General features: G+C 64.5%; 11 protein-coding genes. 9 read left to right on the top strand and 2 right to left on the bottom strand.

The window, feature by feature from the left end:
• Window positions 1-20: 20 nt before the first annotated feature.
• Window positions 21-551, bottom strand: coding sequence for a DUF2062 domain-containing protein (locus CCD76_RS12645; protein WP_087719826.1), 531 nt, complete (start codon window positions 549-551; stop codon window positions 21-23).
• 84 nt (window positions 552-635) lie between these two features.
• On the opposite strand from CCD76_RS12645, the gene CCD76_RS12640 reads away from it, so the two are divergent.
• From CCD76_RS12640 to murB, 7 genes are all read left to right on the top strand, one after another.
• Window positions 636-3,002 carry a DNA internalization-related competence protein ComEC/Rec2 gene (locus tag CCD76_RS12640; protein ID WP_087719825.1) on the top strand — a complete coding sequence of 789 codons (2,367 nt, stop codon included), beginning with the start codon at window positions 636-638 and terminating at the stop codon, window positions 3,000-3,002.
• Window positions 3,003-3,281: 279 nt separating this feature from the next.
• Window positions 3,282-5,021 carry a lipid A export permease/ATP-binding protein MsbA gene (msbA, locus tag CCD76_RS12635; RefSeq protein WP_256961298.1) on the top strand — a complete coding sequence of 580 codons (1,740 nt, stop codon included), beginning with the start codon at window positions 3,282-3,284 and terminating at the stop codon, window positions 5,019-5,021.
• Complete coding sequence (gene lpxK, locus CCD76_RS12630) at window positions 5,018-6,031, top strand: tetraacyldisaccharide 4'-kinase (RefSeq protein WP_087719823.1); 1,014 nt, start codon at window positions 5,018-5,020, stop codon at window positions 6,029-6,031. The genes msbA and lpxK overlap by 4 nt, the downstream gene beginning before the upstream one ends.
• Window positions 6,032-6,201: 170 nt before the next feature.
• Window positions 6,202-6,402: a Trm112 family protein gene (locus CCD76_RS12625; RefSeq protein ID WP_170835899.1), complete on the top strand. Its 201-nt coding sequence runs from the start codon at window positions 6,202-6,204 to the stop codon at window positions 6,400-6,402.
• Window positions 6,399-7,187, top strand: coding sequence for a 3-deoxy-manno-octulosonate cytidylyltransferase (gene kdsB, locus CCD76_RS12620; protein WP_087719822.1), 789 nt, complete (start codon window positions 6,399-6,401; stop codon window positions 7,185-7,187). Before CCD76_RS12625 ends, kdsB begins: the two co-directional genes overlap by 4 nt.
• A complete protein-coding gene (locus CCD76_RS12615) occupies window positions 7,184-7,678 on the top strand; it encodes a low molecular weight protein-tyrosine-phosphatase (protein ID WP_087719821.1) in 495 nt (164 codons plus the stop codon). Before kdsB ends, CCD76_RS12615 begins: the two co-directional genes overlap by 4 nt.
• On the top strand, window positions 7,678-8,718 hold the full coding sequence (gene murB / locus CCD76_RS12610) for a UDP-N-acetylmuramate dehydrogenase (protein WP_087719820.1): 1,041 nt from the start codon (window positions 7,678-7,680) through the stop codon (window positions 8,716-8,718). The genes CCD76_RS12615 and murB overlap by 1 nt, the downstream gene beginning before the upstream one ends.
• Before the next feature lie 170 nt (window positions 8,719-8,888).
• Here the strand turns inward: murB and rne are convergent, their stop codons facing one another.
• Window positions 8,889-12,539 carry a ribonuclease E gene (gene rne, locus CCD76_RS12605; protein ID WP_087719819.1) on the bottom strand — a complete coding sequence of 1,217 codons (3,651 nt, stop codon included), beginning with the start codon at window positions 12,537-12,539 and terminating at the stop codon, window positions 8,889-8,891.
• A gap of 781 nt (window positions 12,540-13,320) precedes the next feature.
• On the opposite strand from rne, the gene CCD76_RS12600 reads away from it, so the two are divergent.
• Together CCD76_RS12600 and CCD76_RS12595 are read left to right on the top strand one after the other, a co-directional pair.
• On the top strand, window positions 13,321-14,268 hold the full coding sequence (locus CCD76_RS12600) for an RluA family pseudouridine synthase (RefSeq protein ID WP_087719818.1): 948 nt from the start codon (window positions 13,321-13,323) through the stop codon (window positions 14,266-14,268).
• Window positions 14,258-14,962 carry an HAD-IA family hydrolase gene (locus CCD76_RS12595; protein WP_087719817.1) on the top strand — a complete coding sequence of 235 codons (705 nt, stop codon included), beginning with the start codon at window positions 14,258-14,260 and terminating at the stop codon, window positions 14,960-14,962. The genes CCD76_RS12600 and CCD76_RS12595 overlap by 11 nt, the downstream gene beginning before the upstream one ends.
• Window positions 14,963-15,011: the final 49 nt, after the last annotated feature.

The raw sequence follows: 15,011 nt of genomic DNA, 5'->3' as shown, positions 1-15,011 counted from the left end.
AGCGAGCGGGGGAGTGGGGCTCAGTGTCTTTGCCGGCGCTGGCGGCGCTTGGCGCGCCGTCGCCAGCTGCGGTAGATCTGGAAGCGCCAGATGAGCCGTACTAGAACGTTGCTGACGATGGCCAGCACCAGGCCGACGATCACCGAGCCGACCGCCAGCGGCAGGACGATGTGCGCCATCTGTTCGGCGATCCACATCGTGGTGATGTGATCCGGCACCTTGCGGGCCGGGTAGTCCAGCACCCATGCCCCCACGCGGTAGTTGAAGTAGAAGACTACCGGCATCGTTAGCGGATTGGTCAGCCAGACCAGACTGACGGACAGCGGCAGGTTGCCGCGGAAGCAGTAGGCGCCAAAGGCGGCCAGCAGCATCTGGAACGGGATCGGCAGCATGGCGGCGAACAGGCCGACCATGCAGGCGTTGGCAACGCTATGACGAGATAGCACCCACATCGCCGGATCGCCCAGCATGTGGTGCATGAAACGCAAAGAGCGAGTGCGCTGCAGCCTCTCCTGGCTGGGGATGTAGCGTTGTAACCATCGACGAGACATGAGGCCGCTCGCTGAACGAAGAAGGCCCATTATCCATACAACCTCAAGGCCCCGCCATGTTAAGTCCGTTTATCGGGAATGCCGATGTTGACGGCGACTGACGCCGCAAGGCGGGTCTCCGCCTTGGCGAGACGCCCGGGCTGGGCGATGCCGCTGGCACTGGCGGCGGTAGCCGGCTCGCTCGTCGGGTACCGAACCGGGGGCGAGTCGCTGTCGGAGATACTGTCCGTCACGATCGCCGCGTTGCTGCTGGCGGTTGCGCTGTGGCGACGCTCGCTGTGGGGCGTGCTGGCGGTCCTGGCCTTCCTGAGTTGCGCGCATCAGGTTGGCCAGCAGCGCGCCGGGGGGCTTCCGGAATCGCTCGCCGGCCACGACTTCAGGCTGACGGGCCGAATCCATGCGCTGGATGTCGATCCGCGTCGAGCGCGCTTTCGCTTCGAGGTGGAGGCCTGTGAGCCCAGGGCTTCCGGTGACGTCTGTCCTGGCAGCACCCGGCTCCGGCTTTCCTGGTATGACGCGCCCGCGCTTCAGGAGGGGGAGCGCTGGCAACTGACGGCTCGTCTACGCCAGCCGCTGGGATTCGCCAATCCGGATACCTTCGATTATGGCGGTTGGCTCTGGCGGGAAGGGATCCAGGCGCTGGGCTATATTCGCGACGACTCGCCGGAAAAGCTGACCACGGCTAGTTTTTCTCCACGTCAGGCCGCCTTGGACCAATTGGACGCCGCCGATATCTCGCCACTGGGCAGACGCTGGCTGGCGGCGCTGACGCTGGGTGCCGACGAGCGTCTTGACGACGATGACTGGGACTTGCTGAACGCGACCGGCACGACCCACCTGATGGTCATCTCGGGGCTCCACATCGGGCTCGTGGCAGCGCTCTGCCTGTGGCTGCTGAGACGCGTGGCGCGGGTCTTGCAGCCGTTGTCCTGGCGGATGACGGCCTGGCCGTGGCTGGGAGCCGGGCTGGCAGCCTTCGCCTATGCGGGATTGGCGGGTTTCGGGCCACCGGCGGTACGGGCGGCGATCATGGCGGCGATCGGTCTGTGGGCGGCGAGCGGTCGTCATGCGCCCGGCTGGTGGCAGGCCTGGTGGCTGGCGCTGGGACTCGTGGTGGTCACCGACCCGCTGGCGCCGTGGCGCCCCGGACTCTGGCTGTCCTTCGCGGCGGTTGCCGTGCTGATCCTCGCCTGGTCGGGTCGGCCTCGACCTTCAGGACGGCGAGGGTGGTGCCTCGCGCTGCTGCGCAGTCAGTGGTTGCTGGCCCCGATCATGGCAGCGTCGGTATTACTCGCCTTCGGACGATTGTCGCCGCTGGCGCCGTTGATCAACCTGGTCGCGGTTCCGCTCGTGAGCAGTCTGATGGTGCCTCTCGGATTCGTCGGCTGGCTGTTCGCGATCTGGCCACCGTTGGCCAGCTGGGCATGGTGGCCCTTCGATCAGCTGGCCAATGGATTGGCCGATCTCCTCGCGCAGGCCGCCGACAGTCTGCCGCTCTGGACGCCGAGCCCCTGGTGGTGCTGGCCGGTCGCCGTCGCGCTGCTGTTGTGGGGGCTGCTCTGGTTGCTGCCGGGCGTGACTCGCATGACGCGAGCGTGGGCCTGTCCGTCGCTGCTGATTCTGGTACTGCTGCTTCGGCCGCCCAGCCTGGATCGGGGAGAGTTGATGGTCACGGTCTATGATGTCGGCCAGGGGCAACTGGTCGAACTGAAGACCCGTGACCGGCGCGTGCTGGTCGATACCGGGCCGCGCTTCGGGTCGGGTTTCATGCCGGCGAGCCTGCTGTGGCCTGCCGGACAACGTTTCGACGATGTCATCGTCACGCATAGCGACAACGATCATTCGGGCGGCATCGCCGCGCTGCGCCAGGATCATCGCGTCGAGCGCTGGTGGGCGCCACGTGGCAACGATCTGCCATTGCCATCGCGGCCTTGCGAGGCGGGCGGCGGCTGGCGGGACGATGGAACCTCCTGGCGGTTCCTGTCCCCGCCTGCCGGCGACATCGCCTCGAATGCCAACGACCGTTCCTGCGTACTGCTGGTCACCCTGGGAGCACGCCGAGTACTGATCACCGGTGACGCCGGCATGGAGCGGGAGCGCGGGTTCATCAAGGCATTGGAGAGCGGGCCAGCGGGATCGCGCCCGCTCGACGTACTGGTAGCCGGCCATCACGGTAGTGCCACCAGTTCGTCGGAGGCGTTGGTGGCGGCGACGCGGCCTGCCGAGGTCATCTTCAGCAGCGGCCGTGGCAATCCGTTCGGTCATCCGGCGCCCTCGGTCGTCCAGCGGTTCGTCGACGCCGGCAGCCGGGTCTGGAACACCGCCTACGACGGCGCCGTCCGCGTTGCCCTGACGCCGGCCAGCGTCACCGTCCGCGCACAACGATATCCGGGCTGGTCGCGCCGGTCGGCTGTCGACGGCGCGGATGATGGGGTAGAATCCAGCCCCTGAATGCCCCCGAGTTGCGTAAGAACCTGTTCACCATCTGCTGCGCGTCGGCCAAGCGTTGTTGAAGACGACTTCGGAAGATTCATCATGCTCATGCAAACTCGTGCGCGAGCCCGGTCTTTTCCTCAATCGTTTTCGCCTGGTTTGATCCTGGCTCGCGAGATCGTGAACGGGCTCTAACGGCCGAATAAGCCGTCGCAGGAATCCGTCCACTCGGCGTTCTGCCCGGTCGGTATGCGCGGCGTCGGGAGCCTGACCTTTTTCCAGTCGAACGGAGTTACCGTGTCACAAGCTTCCAGTTGGGCACTCTATCGACGTCTCCTAGAATACGTCCGCGTGGAATGGCGTTCCTTTGCCCTCGCCGTGGTCGGTTATGCCATCTATGCTGCCTCGAGTACGGCACTGGCGGAGATGATGAAGCGGCTGATCGACGGGATACAGCAACCGGATGCCGCCTTTCGCTTCTTTCTGCCGTTGTTCGTGATCGGCATGTTCGCGGCCCGCGGCATCGGTACCTTTCTGGGCACCTATTTCATGAGCAACGTGGCGCGTAACGTGGTGCACAAACTGCGCTGCAACGTCTTCAACCACATGCTGCACCTGCCCGGTCGCTTCTTCGACATGCACTCCAGCGGTCATCTCATCTCGCGGGTGACCTATCACGTCGAGCAGGTGACAGGGGCGGCCACCAACGCGATCACGATCATCCTGCGGGAAGGCCTGTTCGTGATCGGTCTGATCGGCTACCTGTTCTGGACCAACTGGTTGCTGACGCTGATTTTCATGGGCGTCACGCCGCTGATCGGGCTCGTGGTGCGCTACACCAGCAAGCGCTTCCGCAAGATCTCGCGGCGCATCCAGAATTCCATGGGTGACGTGACGCACGTCGCCTCCGAGGCACTGACTGGTTATCGCGTGGTGCGCACGCACGGGGCGGAAGAGTACGAGAAACGCCGTTTCGAAGCCGCGAGCAACTACAACCGCGAGCAGAGCATCAAGGAGGCGATGACCAAGGCGACCAGCACGCCGGTCATTCAACTGCTGGTGGCGCTGGCACTGGCGGGGCTCGTGTGGCTGGCGATGGCGCCGGAGCTGATGAATGCCATGACGCCCGGGGAGTTCGTGGCCTTCATCACCGCCGCGTCCCTGATGGCCAAGCCCATCCGGTCGCTGACCGACGTCAACAGCATCATCCAGAAAGGGCTCTCTGCTTCGCAGGAACTCTTTGGTCTGCTGAGTCGGCCGACGGAGAAAGACGAGGGTGAGTACCTGCCGACTCGCCTGGAAGGGCGCGTGCGCTTTGAAGGTGTGCGCTTCGCCTATGACGAAGACCAGCCGGAAGTGCTCAAGGGCATCGATCTGGACGTGCCCGCGGGCCAGATGGTCGCGATCGTGGGGCGTTCGGGAAGCGGCAAGTCGACGCTGATGGGGTTGCTGCCGCGGTTCTACCGGCCGACCGCCGGGCGCATTCTGATCGATGACATCGATATCCAGGAGTACCAGCTGTCGCCGCTGCGCCAGCAGATCGGGCTGGTCTCCCAGCAGGTGACGTTGTTCAACACCACGATCGCCGACAACATCGCCTACGGCGTGCCTGACGCCAGCCGCGAGCAGGTCGAGTCCGCGGCAAGAGCCGCCTACGCGCACGAGTTCATCGAACAACTGCCGAAAGGGTACGACACGCTGGTCGGCGATAACGGGGTCATGCTTTCCGGCGGCCAGCGCCAGCGCCTGGCGATCGCGCGAGCCATCTTCAAGGATGCGCCGGTACTGATTCTGGACGAGGCGACCTCGGCGCTGGATACCGAATCCGAGCGCTACATCCAGCGGGCGCTGGAAGTCGTCTGCCGTGATCGCACCACGTTCGTCATCGCCCACCGCCTATCGACCATCGAGCGCGCCGATCGCATCGCGGTGATGGATCAGGGCAATCTCATCGAGAGCGGCACCCACGCCGAGCTGCTGGAAAAGGGTGGCGCCTACGCCTCCCTTTATCAGCTGCAGTTCCAGGAGGAGGCGTGACGCCGATCGAGCGCGCCTGGTATCGCGGATCGCGGTGGCTGACGCTGCTGGCGCCGCTGGAAGCGCTTTACCGCCAGGCCGTGGTGCGTCGCCGCGAGGCCTACCGCGACGGTCGCCGCGAGATCTGGCAACCGTCGGTCCCGGTGGTCGTCGTGGGCAATCTGTCGGTGGGAGGCACCGGCAAATCGCCGCTGGTTGCCTGGCTGGTGCGCTGGCTGACGGACAATGGCTGGCGGCCGGGCATCGTCTCCCGGGGTTACGGCGGCAAGGCCTCATCGTACCCGCTGGCGGTGACGGGCCAGACGCCCGTGGCGCAGAGCGGTGACGAGCCGTTGATGCTGGCGCAGCAGACCGGCGCGCCGGTGGCTGTCGATCCCGATCGGCCGCGGGCGGCACGCTGGCTCATTGAACATTCCCGTTGCAACATTCTGATCGCTGACGATGGTCTGCAGCATTACGCCCTGGGGCGATCGCTGGAGCTGGTCGTCGTCGATGGCGTGCGAGGGTTCGGCAATCGCCACTGTCTGCCACGAGGCCCCCTGCGGGAACCGCTGCAGCGCCTGGCAGACGTCGACGCGCTGATCGGCAATGGCGGTACGGCATCGCTTGCCAACACCGACGGCGAAGGCGTCCCGCGCTTTTCGATGACGCTCGTGCCGACGGCATGGCGTCACCTGACCAGCGGCGAGCGCTATCCGGTCGAGCAGCCGCCGTTCGGGCTCGATCGTCCCGTTGCGGCCCTGGCGGGGATCGGGCATCCGCGACGGTTCTTCGACACGCTCGGGGCACTGGGCGTGCCTCATGAAGGAATCGCGTTCGGCGATCATCACCAGTTCTCCGCTGCCGATTTGCCCGCTGCCCCGAGCGTCGTGGTCATGACCGCGAAGGATGCGGTCAAATGTGCCGGCTTCGCCGACGATCGTTGCTGGGTGCTGGACGTCGAGGCAGCACCCGAACCGGCCTTCACCGAATGGTGGGCCGGGCAGGTCGAGGGCTGGGCGCGATCCTAGATACCCTCTCCGTCTCTGGCATGTGAGCTCCGCTGGAATGGAAGTCCCTCTGGAATGGAAGCCCCGCTGGCATGTAGACGACGATGGCGCGATCATGGTGGCAGATTTCCACGAGTCGGTTTCGTCTGGCTCGTGGTGGCGTACACAGGCATCGTTGATAAGGAAGAATCATGGATAAGGAATTGATGGCAATGCTGATCTGTCCGGTCAGCCATAGTGAACTGACGTACGATCGCGAGCGTCAGGAGCTCAAGAGTTCGGTCAGCGGGCTGGCCTATCCGATTCGAGATGGGATCCCGGTGATGCTGGAAAATGAAGCCCGTGTGATGTCGACCGAGGAGAAGCTCGGCAAGGCAGCGCCAGCACCATGAATGATTTCGTGGTGGTGATTCCGGCTCGGTACGGCTCCAGCCGCCTTCCGGGCAAACCGCTGATGGACATCGACGGCTTGCCCATGATCCAGCACGTGTGGATGAGAGCCAATGACAGCGGTGCCTCGCGCGTCGTGATCGCCACCGACGACGCCCGCATCGAGCAGACCGTGCAGGCATTCGGCGCCGAGGTGGTGATGACTCGCGACGACCACCCTTCGGGCACCGATCGCCTGGCAGAAGTGGCCGCCAGGCTGCAATTGCCCGACGAGACCATCGTCGTCAATGTGCAGGGTGACGAGCCGCTGCTGCCAGCCAGCGCAATCGACCGTGTCGCCACGCGGCTCGCGGCGGACGACCGGGCGTCCGTATCGACGCTGGCCGAGCCGATCCATGACGTGGATACGCTGTTCAATCCCAACGTGGTCAAGGTCGTCACCGATCTGACGGGGCGGGCGCTCTATTTCTCGAGGGCGCCGATTCCCTGGGATCGCAACGCCTGGAAGACGCAGCCGCCGACGCTGCTGGAGACGGATGCCTGGTTGCGCCATATCGGTCTTTACGCCTATCGCGCCGGATTTTTGGCCGAGTATGTCAATTGGCAGCCGGCGCCGCTGGAGCAGCTCGAGCAGCTCGAGCAGTTGAGAGCGCTGCAGCACGGTCATCTCATTCAGGTGGCAACGGTCACGTCGTCGCTGCCCGGCGGTGTCGACACGCAGGAAGACTTGGAGCGCGTGCGTCAGTATTTTGCACAACGTAGTGACGAGAAGCGGAGCGAGGCATGAGCGATTCGCGTCCCGAATGGCGAATCCTGTTCGTCTGCATGGGCAATATCTGCCGTTCACCGACGGCCGAAGGCATGCTGAGGAAGCGCCTGGAGGAAGAAGGCATGGCGGATCGCGTGGCGGTGGACTCCTGTGGTACCGGCGCCTGGCACGTGGGCCAGCCGCCGGACCCGCGTGCGCTTCGGGCCGCCACCGATCGAGGCATCGACCTCGGTGAATTGCGCGGGCGGCAGTTGACCGTCGAGGACTTCGAGCGGTTCGAGGAGATCCTGGTGATGGACAGCGACAATCTCGAGCGCACGCTCGCGCTGCAGCCGGCTGACAGCCGTGCTCGCGTATCGCGCTTGCTGAATTATGCCGGGCAGCTCGACGAGGACGTGCCGGACCCCTATTTCGGCGGCGAAGCCGGGTTTCAGCAGGTGCTGGATCAGCTGGAAGACGCTGTGGAAGGCGTCGTGGCATCGTTGCGTCAGCGGCTGGGTATCCTCTGATGCGGGAAGGCGAGGTTGACGATCTGGAGGTCGATCATGATCTTTCCGACGCCAATACGCTGGCGCTACCCAGCCGGGCAGCGCGTTTCTGGCGCGCCCGGACCGAAGGTGAGGTCGTTCAAGGGCTGCAACTGGCCAACGAGCACGGCTGGGAGATGACGGTGCTGGGCGGCGGCAGCAATGTGCTGTTGCCACGTCGGATCGAAGGGCTCACGCTGTGTGCGGATCTCGAAGGCGTATCGTTCGCGCCGGGTCGCGGCAATGCGGTTCATGTCGAAGTGGGCGCTGGGGTCGGCTGGCACGCGCTGGTCGAATCCTGTGTCGAGCGTGAGCTATGGGGGATCGAGAATCTCGCCTTGATTCCCGGATTGGCCGGCGCCGCGCCGATCCAGAATATCGGCGCGTACGGTGTCGAGATCGCCGACGTGCTGGATTGGGTCGAGCTCGTGGACCGGCGGGACGGTAGGCGGCATCGCCTGGAACGCGAGGCTTGCGAGCTGGGCTATCGCGATAGTGTGTTCAAGCGCGAGCTGGCGAATCAGGTCGTCATTACCCGGCTTGGCCTGACGCTCTCCTCGCGCCCCGCGCCCAAGCTCGATTACGGTGCGCTGAGTGAGCATGTGGCCGCGCCTGCAAGCGCACGGGATGTCTTCGCGGCTGTCTGTGCCATACGCCGTGAGAAGCTGCCCGATCCGGCACATACGCCCAACGCCGGCAGCTTTTTCAAGAACCCGTTCGTCTCCGGGATTCAGGCTTCTCACCTGTTGTCACAGATGCCGTCGATGCCGCACTATCCGCAGCCGGATGGGCGGGTGAAGCTGGCCGCGGGTTGGCTGATCGATCAGTGTGGATTGAAAGGGTATCGACAAGGCAGTTTTGGCGTTCATGATCGCCAGGCTCTGGTACTGGTTCATTTCGGAGGCGGGACGCTGGAAGGGCTGTTGGCCTTTGCCGACCAGATCGTCGAGACCGTTCATGCCCGATTCGAGGTGACGCTGGAGCGTGAGCCGCGCTGGGTCGGGGCGCGGTCGATCGGTTAGCGGGGGTGATGACAGAGCGTAATGGCCGAGAGAGATAACGTCCTCGAGACAAGACGTTAGGCCTTCGGGAAGACGTTAGGCCCTCGAGACAGGCGCTGGCGAGCGGCCAAGAAAAAGCCCAGACAATATTGTCTGGGCTTTTCGCTTTCTACGGCAGCTGTCGTTGACGATCAGCTATCGTTCTGGCCGGACTCGCGACGACGCTTTTCGCGCGGGTCGTTGTGGGCCCGACGACGACGCGGCCGGCGTGGCTCGCTGCTGCTCTCTTCGCCGGAAGCGTCGGCACTCGGCGTTCTGGCTGTCGATGCCGGCTCGCTGGATTCAGCGTTGTCGGGTGTCGCAGCTGCTGCCTGATGATCGCCGGCTTCGGCCTGGCTGGGCGCCGTGTCCGGTGTCGCCGGCTCGGGCGCTGCGGCGCTGGCGGTCGCGGAAGCCGGTGCCTGCTCCTGGGCCTCGGATGAAGCCGGCACGGCAGACAGCATGGTCGTGCCTGCAACCGGCGTTGCTGGCGCTTCCTGGGCCTTTTCTACGCCAGCTTCGCGCTCGGCCGCTGACTTCGACTCCGCAACCGGCTCGTTCGTCTCGCCAAGGATCGCCCCTTCAGCGGCGGCCGCCGGTACGTCGGCGTTCGATACGCTGTCAGCGGCCGTGGATGCCGCCTTTTCCGGCTGCGGCGTGCGGTCACGCTTCTGACGAGGCGATTTTTCGCGAGACGGCTCTTCACGAGACGGCTCTTCACGAGACTGTACGGGCTTGGGCTCGGCTGTCGTCTCCGACGAAGAGGATTCGCTCGCTTGTGCCGCCGTAGCCTCCTGGCGGGGCGCTTCGGCTTTGACGTCGTCAGCGGTCGTCCTGGTCGCGACATCGGGTTTATCGTCGCTCGGCGAAGTGGCTGACGTTTTTGCGGGGCGCTCGGCGGATTCCGCCGTCGTCTCGACAACATCGGCAGCTGCGCTCGTCGGCTGGCTGACGGTCGGGGTGGCGTCCGCCTTGTCGGCAGCTGCTTCCTGTCGCTGGGCAGTCTTGCTCGGCGCCGCGGCGGTCTGGTCAGCCTGTGGCTTTTCGGCAGCGGCCGGCTGCTCAACAGGCTTCGTATCCGCCTTCGTATCTGCCTTGGGAGCCGCAGGCGTGGCCGTGGGTTTGTCGTCCTGGGTCGACGACTGCCGTGCCGTGGAGGCCTGAGTCTCGGCGTTCGTCTTCGCCCCGTCGGTCGCCTTGGCCTCAGCAGCCGTCTCCGCCTTGTCGGTCGCCTTGGCTTCGCCGGTTGCCTTGGGCTCAGCAGTCGCCTTCGCTTCGTCAGTCGCCTTCGCTTCGTCAGTTGCCTTCGCTTCGACTGCCTTGGACTTGGCTTCGACCGCGTCGGCGGCTGTGGTCGGTGCTGCTGCCTCGGTCGCGCTGCTGGTATCCGTCGGCGCCTCGGCCTGCAGACGCTGCTGCTCTTCGACCGCCGCCGGATTCAGCGCATGCTTGCGCGAGCGATTGCGCGGATTGTTGCGCGTGCGCTTCGGCTTGCTGTCGACGGCCTCCGTCGCGGCGACTGGTGCCGTCTCGCGTGTCTCGGTGCGCGAAGGCTTGATGTCGCTGGACGGTTTGTTGCTCTCGGGCTTCGAGGTGTCGTTACGCCGATCGTTAGCGGTCTTGTCGGCTTGTTCGGCCTTGTCGGCTTTTTCGACCTTGTCGCTACCGCGGTTGTCCGGGCGGCTCTCCTGTCGATTATCCTGGCGCGGCTGACGGGGCTGGCCCTGACGGTCGTCCTGGCTGCGGCGTCGGCGGTTATTACCTTGCCGATTGCCATTGTCGTTGCGACCGTTGCCGTCGTTCCGGGAATTGCTGTCGCTACGAGCGTTGTCGGCGGTTTTGGTATTGCCGTCGTTACGCTTGGCGCCGCCGTCACGATCATTCTTCTGGGAGGACGAGCGCGACGGGCGTGAATTGCCCGCGCCATTATTGTTGCCGCTGGCACCGCCACGGGGCGTGCTCGTCGATTGGCCGCCGCTATTAGTGCCTTGGCCGCGCTGGCTGGCCGTGCCGTTCGGCTTCGACATTTCCTCGCCGGCACGGTGACGTCCGAACAGACCTCGGAAGAGCTGCAGCAGGCCGCCCGAGCTCTGGCCCTGCTGGGGGGTTGCCGGCGTCGGCGTCGGCGTCGGTGCATTGGGTGCGCTCGGCGCCTGCGGGGTCGGCTCCGGCTCCTGGTGGAGTGAATCCGGGGCAGGTGCCGTGTGCTGAACGGTCTGCACGGCGGCCTGAGTGCGCTGAATCGGCTTGGCGAGCGTCGTCTCCGGCTCCTTGAGCAGTTCGCTGTCGACGGAAAGCTCGAAGCTCGACTTGATGTCGTCACCGTCTTCGGAGACATGGTCATCACGGAAACGCTGAACTTCGTAGTGCGGCGTATCCATTTCCGGATTCGGCAGCAGCAGAACCTTGACGTTCTGGCGGCGCTCGATGTCGGAGAGCACGTTGCGCTTCTCGTTGAGCAGATAGGTCGCCACGGGGACCGGCAGGATGGCGCGAATCTGGGCGCTGCGCTCCTTCATTGCCTCCTCTTCGATCAGGCGCAGGATCGACAGCGCAATGGAGCGCACATCGCGGATGGTGCCTTGACCATCACAGCGGGGGCAGACGACGCCGCTGGTCTCGCCGAGAGAGGGACGCAGACGCTGGCGCGACATTTCCATCAGGCCGAAGCGCGAGATACGGCCGATCTGAACGCGCGCGCGGTCGAGCTTGAGTGCGTCACGCACGCGATTCTCGACTTCGCGCTGATTGCGCGCGGGCGACATGTCGATGAAGTCGATGACGACCAGGCCGCCGATATCCCGCAGACGCAGTTGACGGGCGATCTCGTCGGACGCTTCCAGGTTGGTCTGCAGGGCGGTCTCTTCGATATCGGCGCCGCGAGTGGCGCGTGCCGAGTTGATGTCGATGGAAACCAGCGCTTCGGTATGATCGATGACGACCGAGCCGCCGGAGGGCAGTTTGACCTCACGCTGATAGGCCGTCTCGATCTGGGATTCGATCTGGAAGCGCGAGAACAGCGGTACGTCGTCGGTGTAGAACTTGATCTTCTGCTGGTAGGACGGCATGACTTGGCGAATGAAGCTGAGGGCTTCCTCGTGGACATCCTTGCTGTCGATCAGCACCTCGCCGATATCCTGGCGCAGGTAGTCGCGCATGGCGCGAATGATGACGTTCGACTCGCGGTAGATCAGGAAGGGGGCCGGCCGCTTGACCGCTTCGGTCGTGATGGCGTCCCACACCTGCGCCAGGTAGTCGAGGTCCCACTGAAGCTCTTCCGGCGAGCGGCCGATGCCCGCGGTGCGAACGATGACGCCCATCTTGTCGGGAAGCGTCAGTTGGCCCATGGCCTCCTTGAGCTGGCTGCGCTCTTCACCCTCGATGCGACGGGAGATGCCGCCGGCGCGAGGGTTGTTGGGCATCAGTACCAGAAAGCGACCGGCCAGGCTGACGAAGGTCGTCAACGCCGCGCCCTTGTTGCCGCGCTCTTCCTTGTCGACCTGGACGATGACTTCCTGGCCTTCCTTCAGGACTTCCTTGATGTTCGGCCGGCCTGACGGCTCCTTGGAGAAGTACTCGCGAGAGATCTCCTTGAGCGGCAGGAAGCCATGACGTTCCGCGCCGAAGTCGACGAAGGCCGCTTCCAGACTGGGTTCGACGCGAGTGATCTTGCCTCGATAGATATTGGCTTTCTTCTGCTCCCGGGCACCGGATTCGATGTCCAGGTCGTAAAGGCGTTGTCCATCGACGAGCGCGACGCGCAGCTCTTCGGGCTGTGTCGCGTTGATGAGCATTCTTTTCATACGGTCTCGCTAATTGAGCGTGCCGGTGGAAGGCGTGCTGCAATCGGCGACGACGAACCGCTAGCGGTCGTGCTGTGCTCGCGCACATGGGTGAAGCGACCCGGCAGGGCAAACAAGCGCGGCGTGTGTCAGAACGAGTTCAACGTGTAATACGTGCGAAACCCGCGTCAGGGACTCGAGGAGGAGGTCCGAAAATCGCTTGTCACGTGGCACGAAATGCCCATCGATGCGAGTTCGGATCGACGCTCGTCGAGCCCAGTAACGTGCCTGCTCATTGCCATTACATCTTTGCTGTCGTTACCTGCTTTTATCGGGTGCTACACGAACATGGGTCGAGTACGAAACGGTGGCAGGACATGTCACGGTGCGCTTTTTCGTTGGCGCATCCGGTCCTGCAGACTGCCGTTCATATCACTTGGCATTGTTCGGTTCGGCGACGCCTTCCACTGGTACCTGTGGATTTTTCCGCGAGTCTGGCGAACTGAGACTGTCAGTCGCGCCGTCGAGTCGGGGTCTGGCGTTCCAAACGTGTTTTGATCATTCCAGCAGCCGTGAGCGGTAGGCTTCGTTAACTCTCTGGAAGATCGAGACATTTTTTCACTTCGGCCAGCGTATTCAGTGGCTGGCGCCTGAATGGGCATAGCGCCCACCGAGTGAGCTCGCAATATAACAGTAATGCCGAGGTAGCGGCAATTGAGCTCGCGCTGCGGGCGCGGTGCGTTAGAATGGCGCCCGGCGGCGCGCGGGTGTCGCCACGGAGCGCTGTCGAGGGGAGTCAAGCATGGCCGAAGGCCAGGAAGTTCAGTTCATCGAGGTCAGCGAGTCGCAGCATGGGCAGCGAATCGACAATTTCTTGCGTACGCGGCTCAAGGGGGCGCCGAAATCGTTGATCTACCGCATCGTTCGCAAGGGCGAGGTGCGCGTCAACAAGAAGCGCATCAAGGCGGATTATCGCGTCCAGGCCGGCGACGTGGTTCGCGTGCCGCCGTTGAGGCTGGCGCCGGAAAGCGCCGTCAAGGAGGCCAGCGAAAGCCTGCGTAACCTGCTGGCCGGCAGTGTCGTCATCGAAGGCCCGGACTGGCTGGTGATCAACAAGCCTTCCGGGCTGGCGGTACATGGAGGGAGCGGGGTCAAGATCGGATTGATCGAGGCGCTGCGCCAGGTGCGCGAAGACCTGGATTTTCTCGAGCTCGTTCATCGGCTCGACCGTGATACCTCGGGCTGTCTGCTGCTGGCCAAGAACCGTGAATCGCTGCTGTCTCTCAACACCGCGCTGCGCGAGCGCCGCATGGAGAAGGGCTATCTGGCGCTGGTTCAGGGGCGCTGGCCGGCGCGCCGCGATTACGTCAGTGCGCGGCTGGAGCGCTATGACGCCGGTAACGGCGAGCGACGAGTGCGGGTGGATGACGGCGGCAAGGTGTCGCGCACGCGCTTCGCCGTGCGGGAAACGTTCCCGAAGGTCACGCTGGTCGAGGCGGAGCCGGTCACTGGTCGTACTCACCAGATTCGTGTTCATGCCGCTCATGCCGGTCACCCGCTGCTAGGGGACGACAAGTACGGCAGCGCCGAGGGAGCCTACCTTGCACGCTCCCTGCGCCTGGATCGGCTGTTCCTCCATGCGCTGACGCTGACCTTCCCCGACCCCAAGACCGGGCGCCCGGTACAAGCGAGAGCGCCGCTGGAACCGGGGTTGGAAAAGGTACTGGAGCGTGCCCGTCATGGCGGTTGAGACGAGCGCGGTCGAAGCGCTGCCGGGCCAGGCAGTTCGGCGCTGTCGCTATTCGCTGGTCATCTTCGACTGGGATGGCACGCTGATGGACTCCGCGGCGCGTATCGTCGCCTGCATGCAGGCCGCTGCGCGTGAGCTGCAATGGCCGGTGCCGGATGACGCTGCCGTTCGCGACATTATCGGGCTAGGACTGCCCGAAGCGGTCGCCGTACTGTTTCCGGACGTGACGCTTCAGGAGCAGGATCGTTTGCGCGAAGCCTATGGGCATCAGTTCCGGGCCGTCGATCGAATACCGACGCCGTTTTTTCCCGGCGTGACCGAGGGTATCCGGCGCTTGCGGGGTGACGCTGAATGCCGGCTGGCGGTGGCGACCGGAAAAAGTCGTCGTGGGCTCGACCGTGTCTTCGGCCACGAATCCTGCGGTGACTGGTTCGTTGCCAGCCGCACCGCCGATCTCACCCGCTCCAAGCCGCATCCGCTGATGCTGGAAGAGCTGTTGGCCGAGTGTGGCGTGCCGGTGGCGGAGGCCGTCATGGTCGGGGATACCGAATATGATCTGGAGATGGCCAGGGCCATCGGCATGGATCGCGTCGCGGTGACCTACGGCGTTCACGAGCGTCAGCGCCTGATGCGTAGCGAGCCGCAATTCGTTGCCGACGACTTTTCATCGGTCGTCGAGTGGCTGCTGGTTTGAGAGCGCCGGTTGTCGGCATCGAGGCGATATCCGATCCCGCCGGCATGAC

Origin of the sequence: Salinicola salarius (assembly GCF_002179555.1) — a bacterium.
GTDB lineage: Bacteria > Pseudomonadota > Gammaproteobacteria > Pseudomonadales > Halomonadaceae > Salinicola > Salinicola salarius_A.
This window is presented reverse-complemented; position numbering and strand designations above follow the sequence as displayed.

Coding starts and splice junctions, on each gene's coding strand:
- kdsB (WP_087719822.1), top strand. CDS start 6,399: ATGAATGATTTCGTGGTGGTGATTCCGGCTCGGTACGGCTCCAGCCGC.
- CCD76_RS12600 (WP_087719818.1), top strand. CDS start 13,321: ATGGCCGAAGGCCAGGAAGTTCAGTTCATCGAGGTCAGCGAGTCGCAG.
- CCD76_RS12595 (WP_087719817.1), top strand. CDS start 14,258: ATGGCGGTTGAGACGAGCGCGGTCGAAGCGCTGCCGGGCCAGGCAGTT.
- CCD76_RS12615 (WP_087719821.1), top strand. CDS start 7,184: ATGAGCGATTCGCGTCCCGAATGGCGAATCCTGTTCGTCTGCATGGGC.
- rne (WP_087719819.1), bottom strand. CDS start 12,539: ATGAAAAGAATGCTCATCAACGCGACACAGCCCGAAGAGCTGCGCGTC.
- CCD76_RS12640 (WP_087719825.1), top strand. CDS start 636: ATGTTGACGGCGACTGACGCCGCAAGGCGGGTCTCCGCCTTGGCGAGA.
- murB (WP_087719820.1), top strand. CDS start 7,678: ATGCGGGAAGGCGAGGTTGACGATCTGGAGGTCGATCATGATCTTTCC.
- CCD76_RS12645 (WP_087719826.1), bottom strand. CDS start 551: ATGTCTCGTCGATGGTTACAACGCTACATCCCCAGCCAGGAGAGGCTG.
- CCD76_RS12625 (WP_170835899.1), top strand. CDS start 6,202: ATGGATAAGGAATTGATGGCAATGCTGATCTGTCCGGTCAGCCATAGT.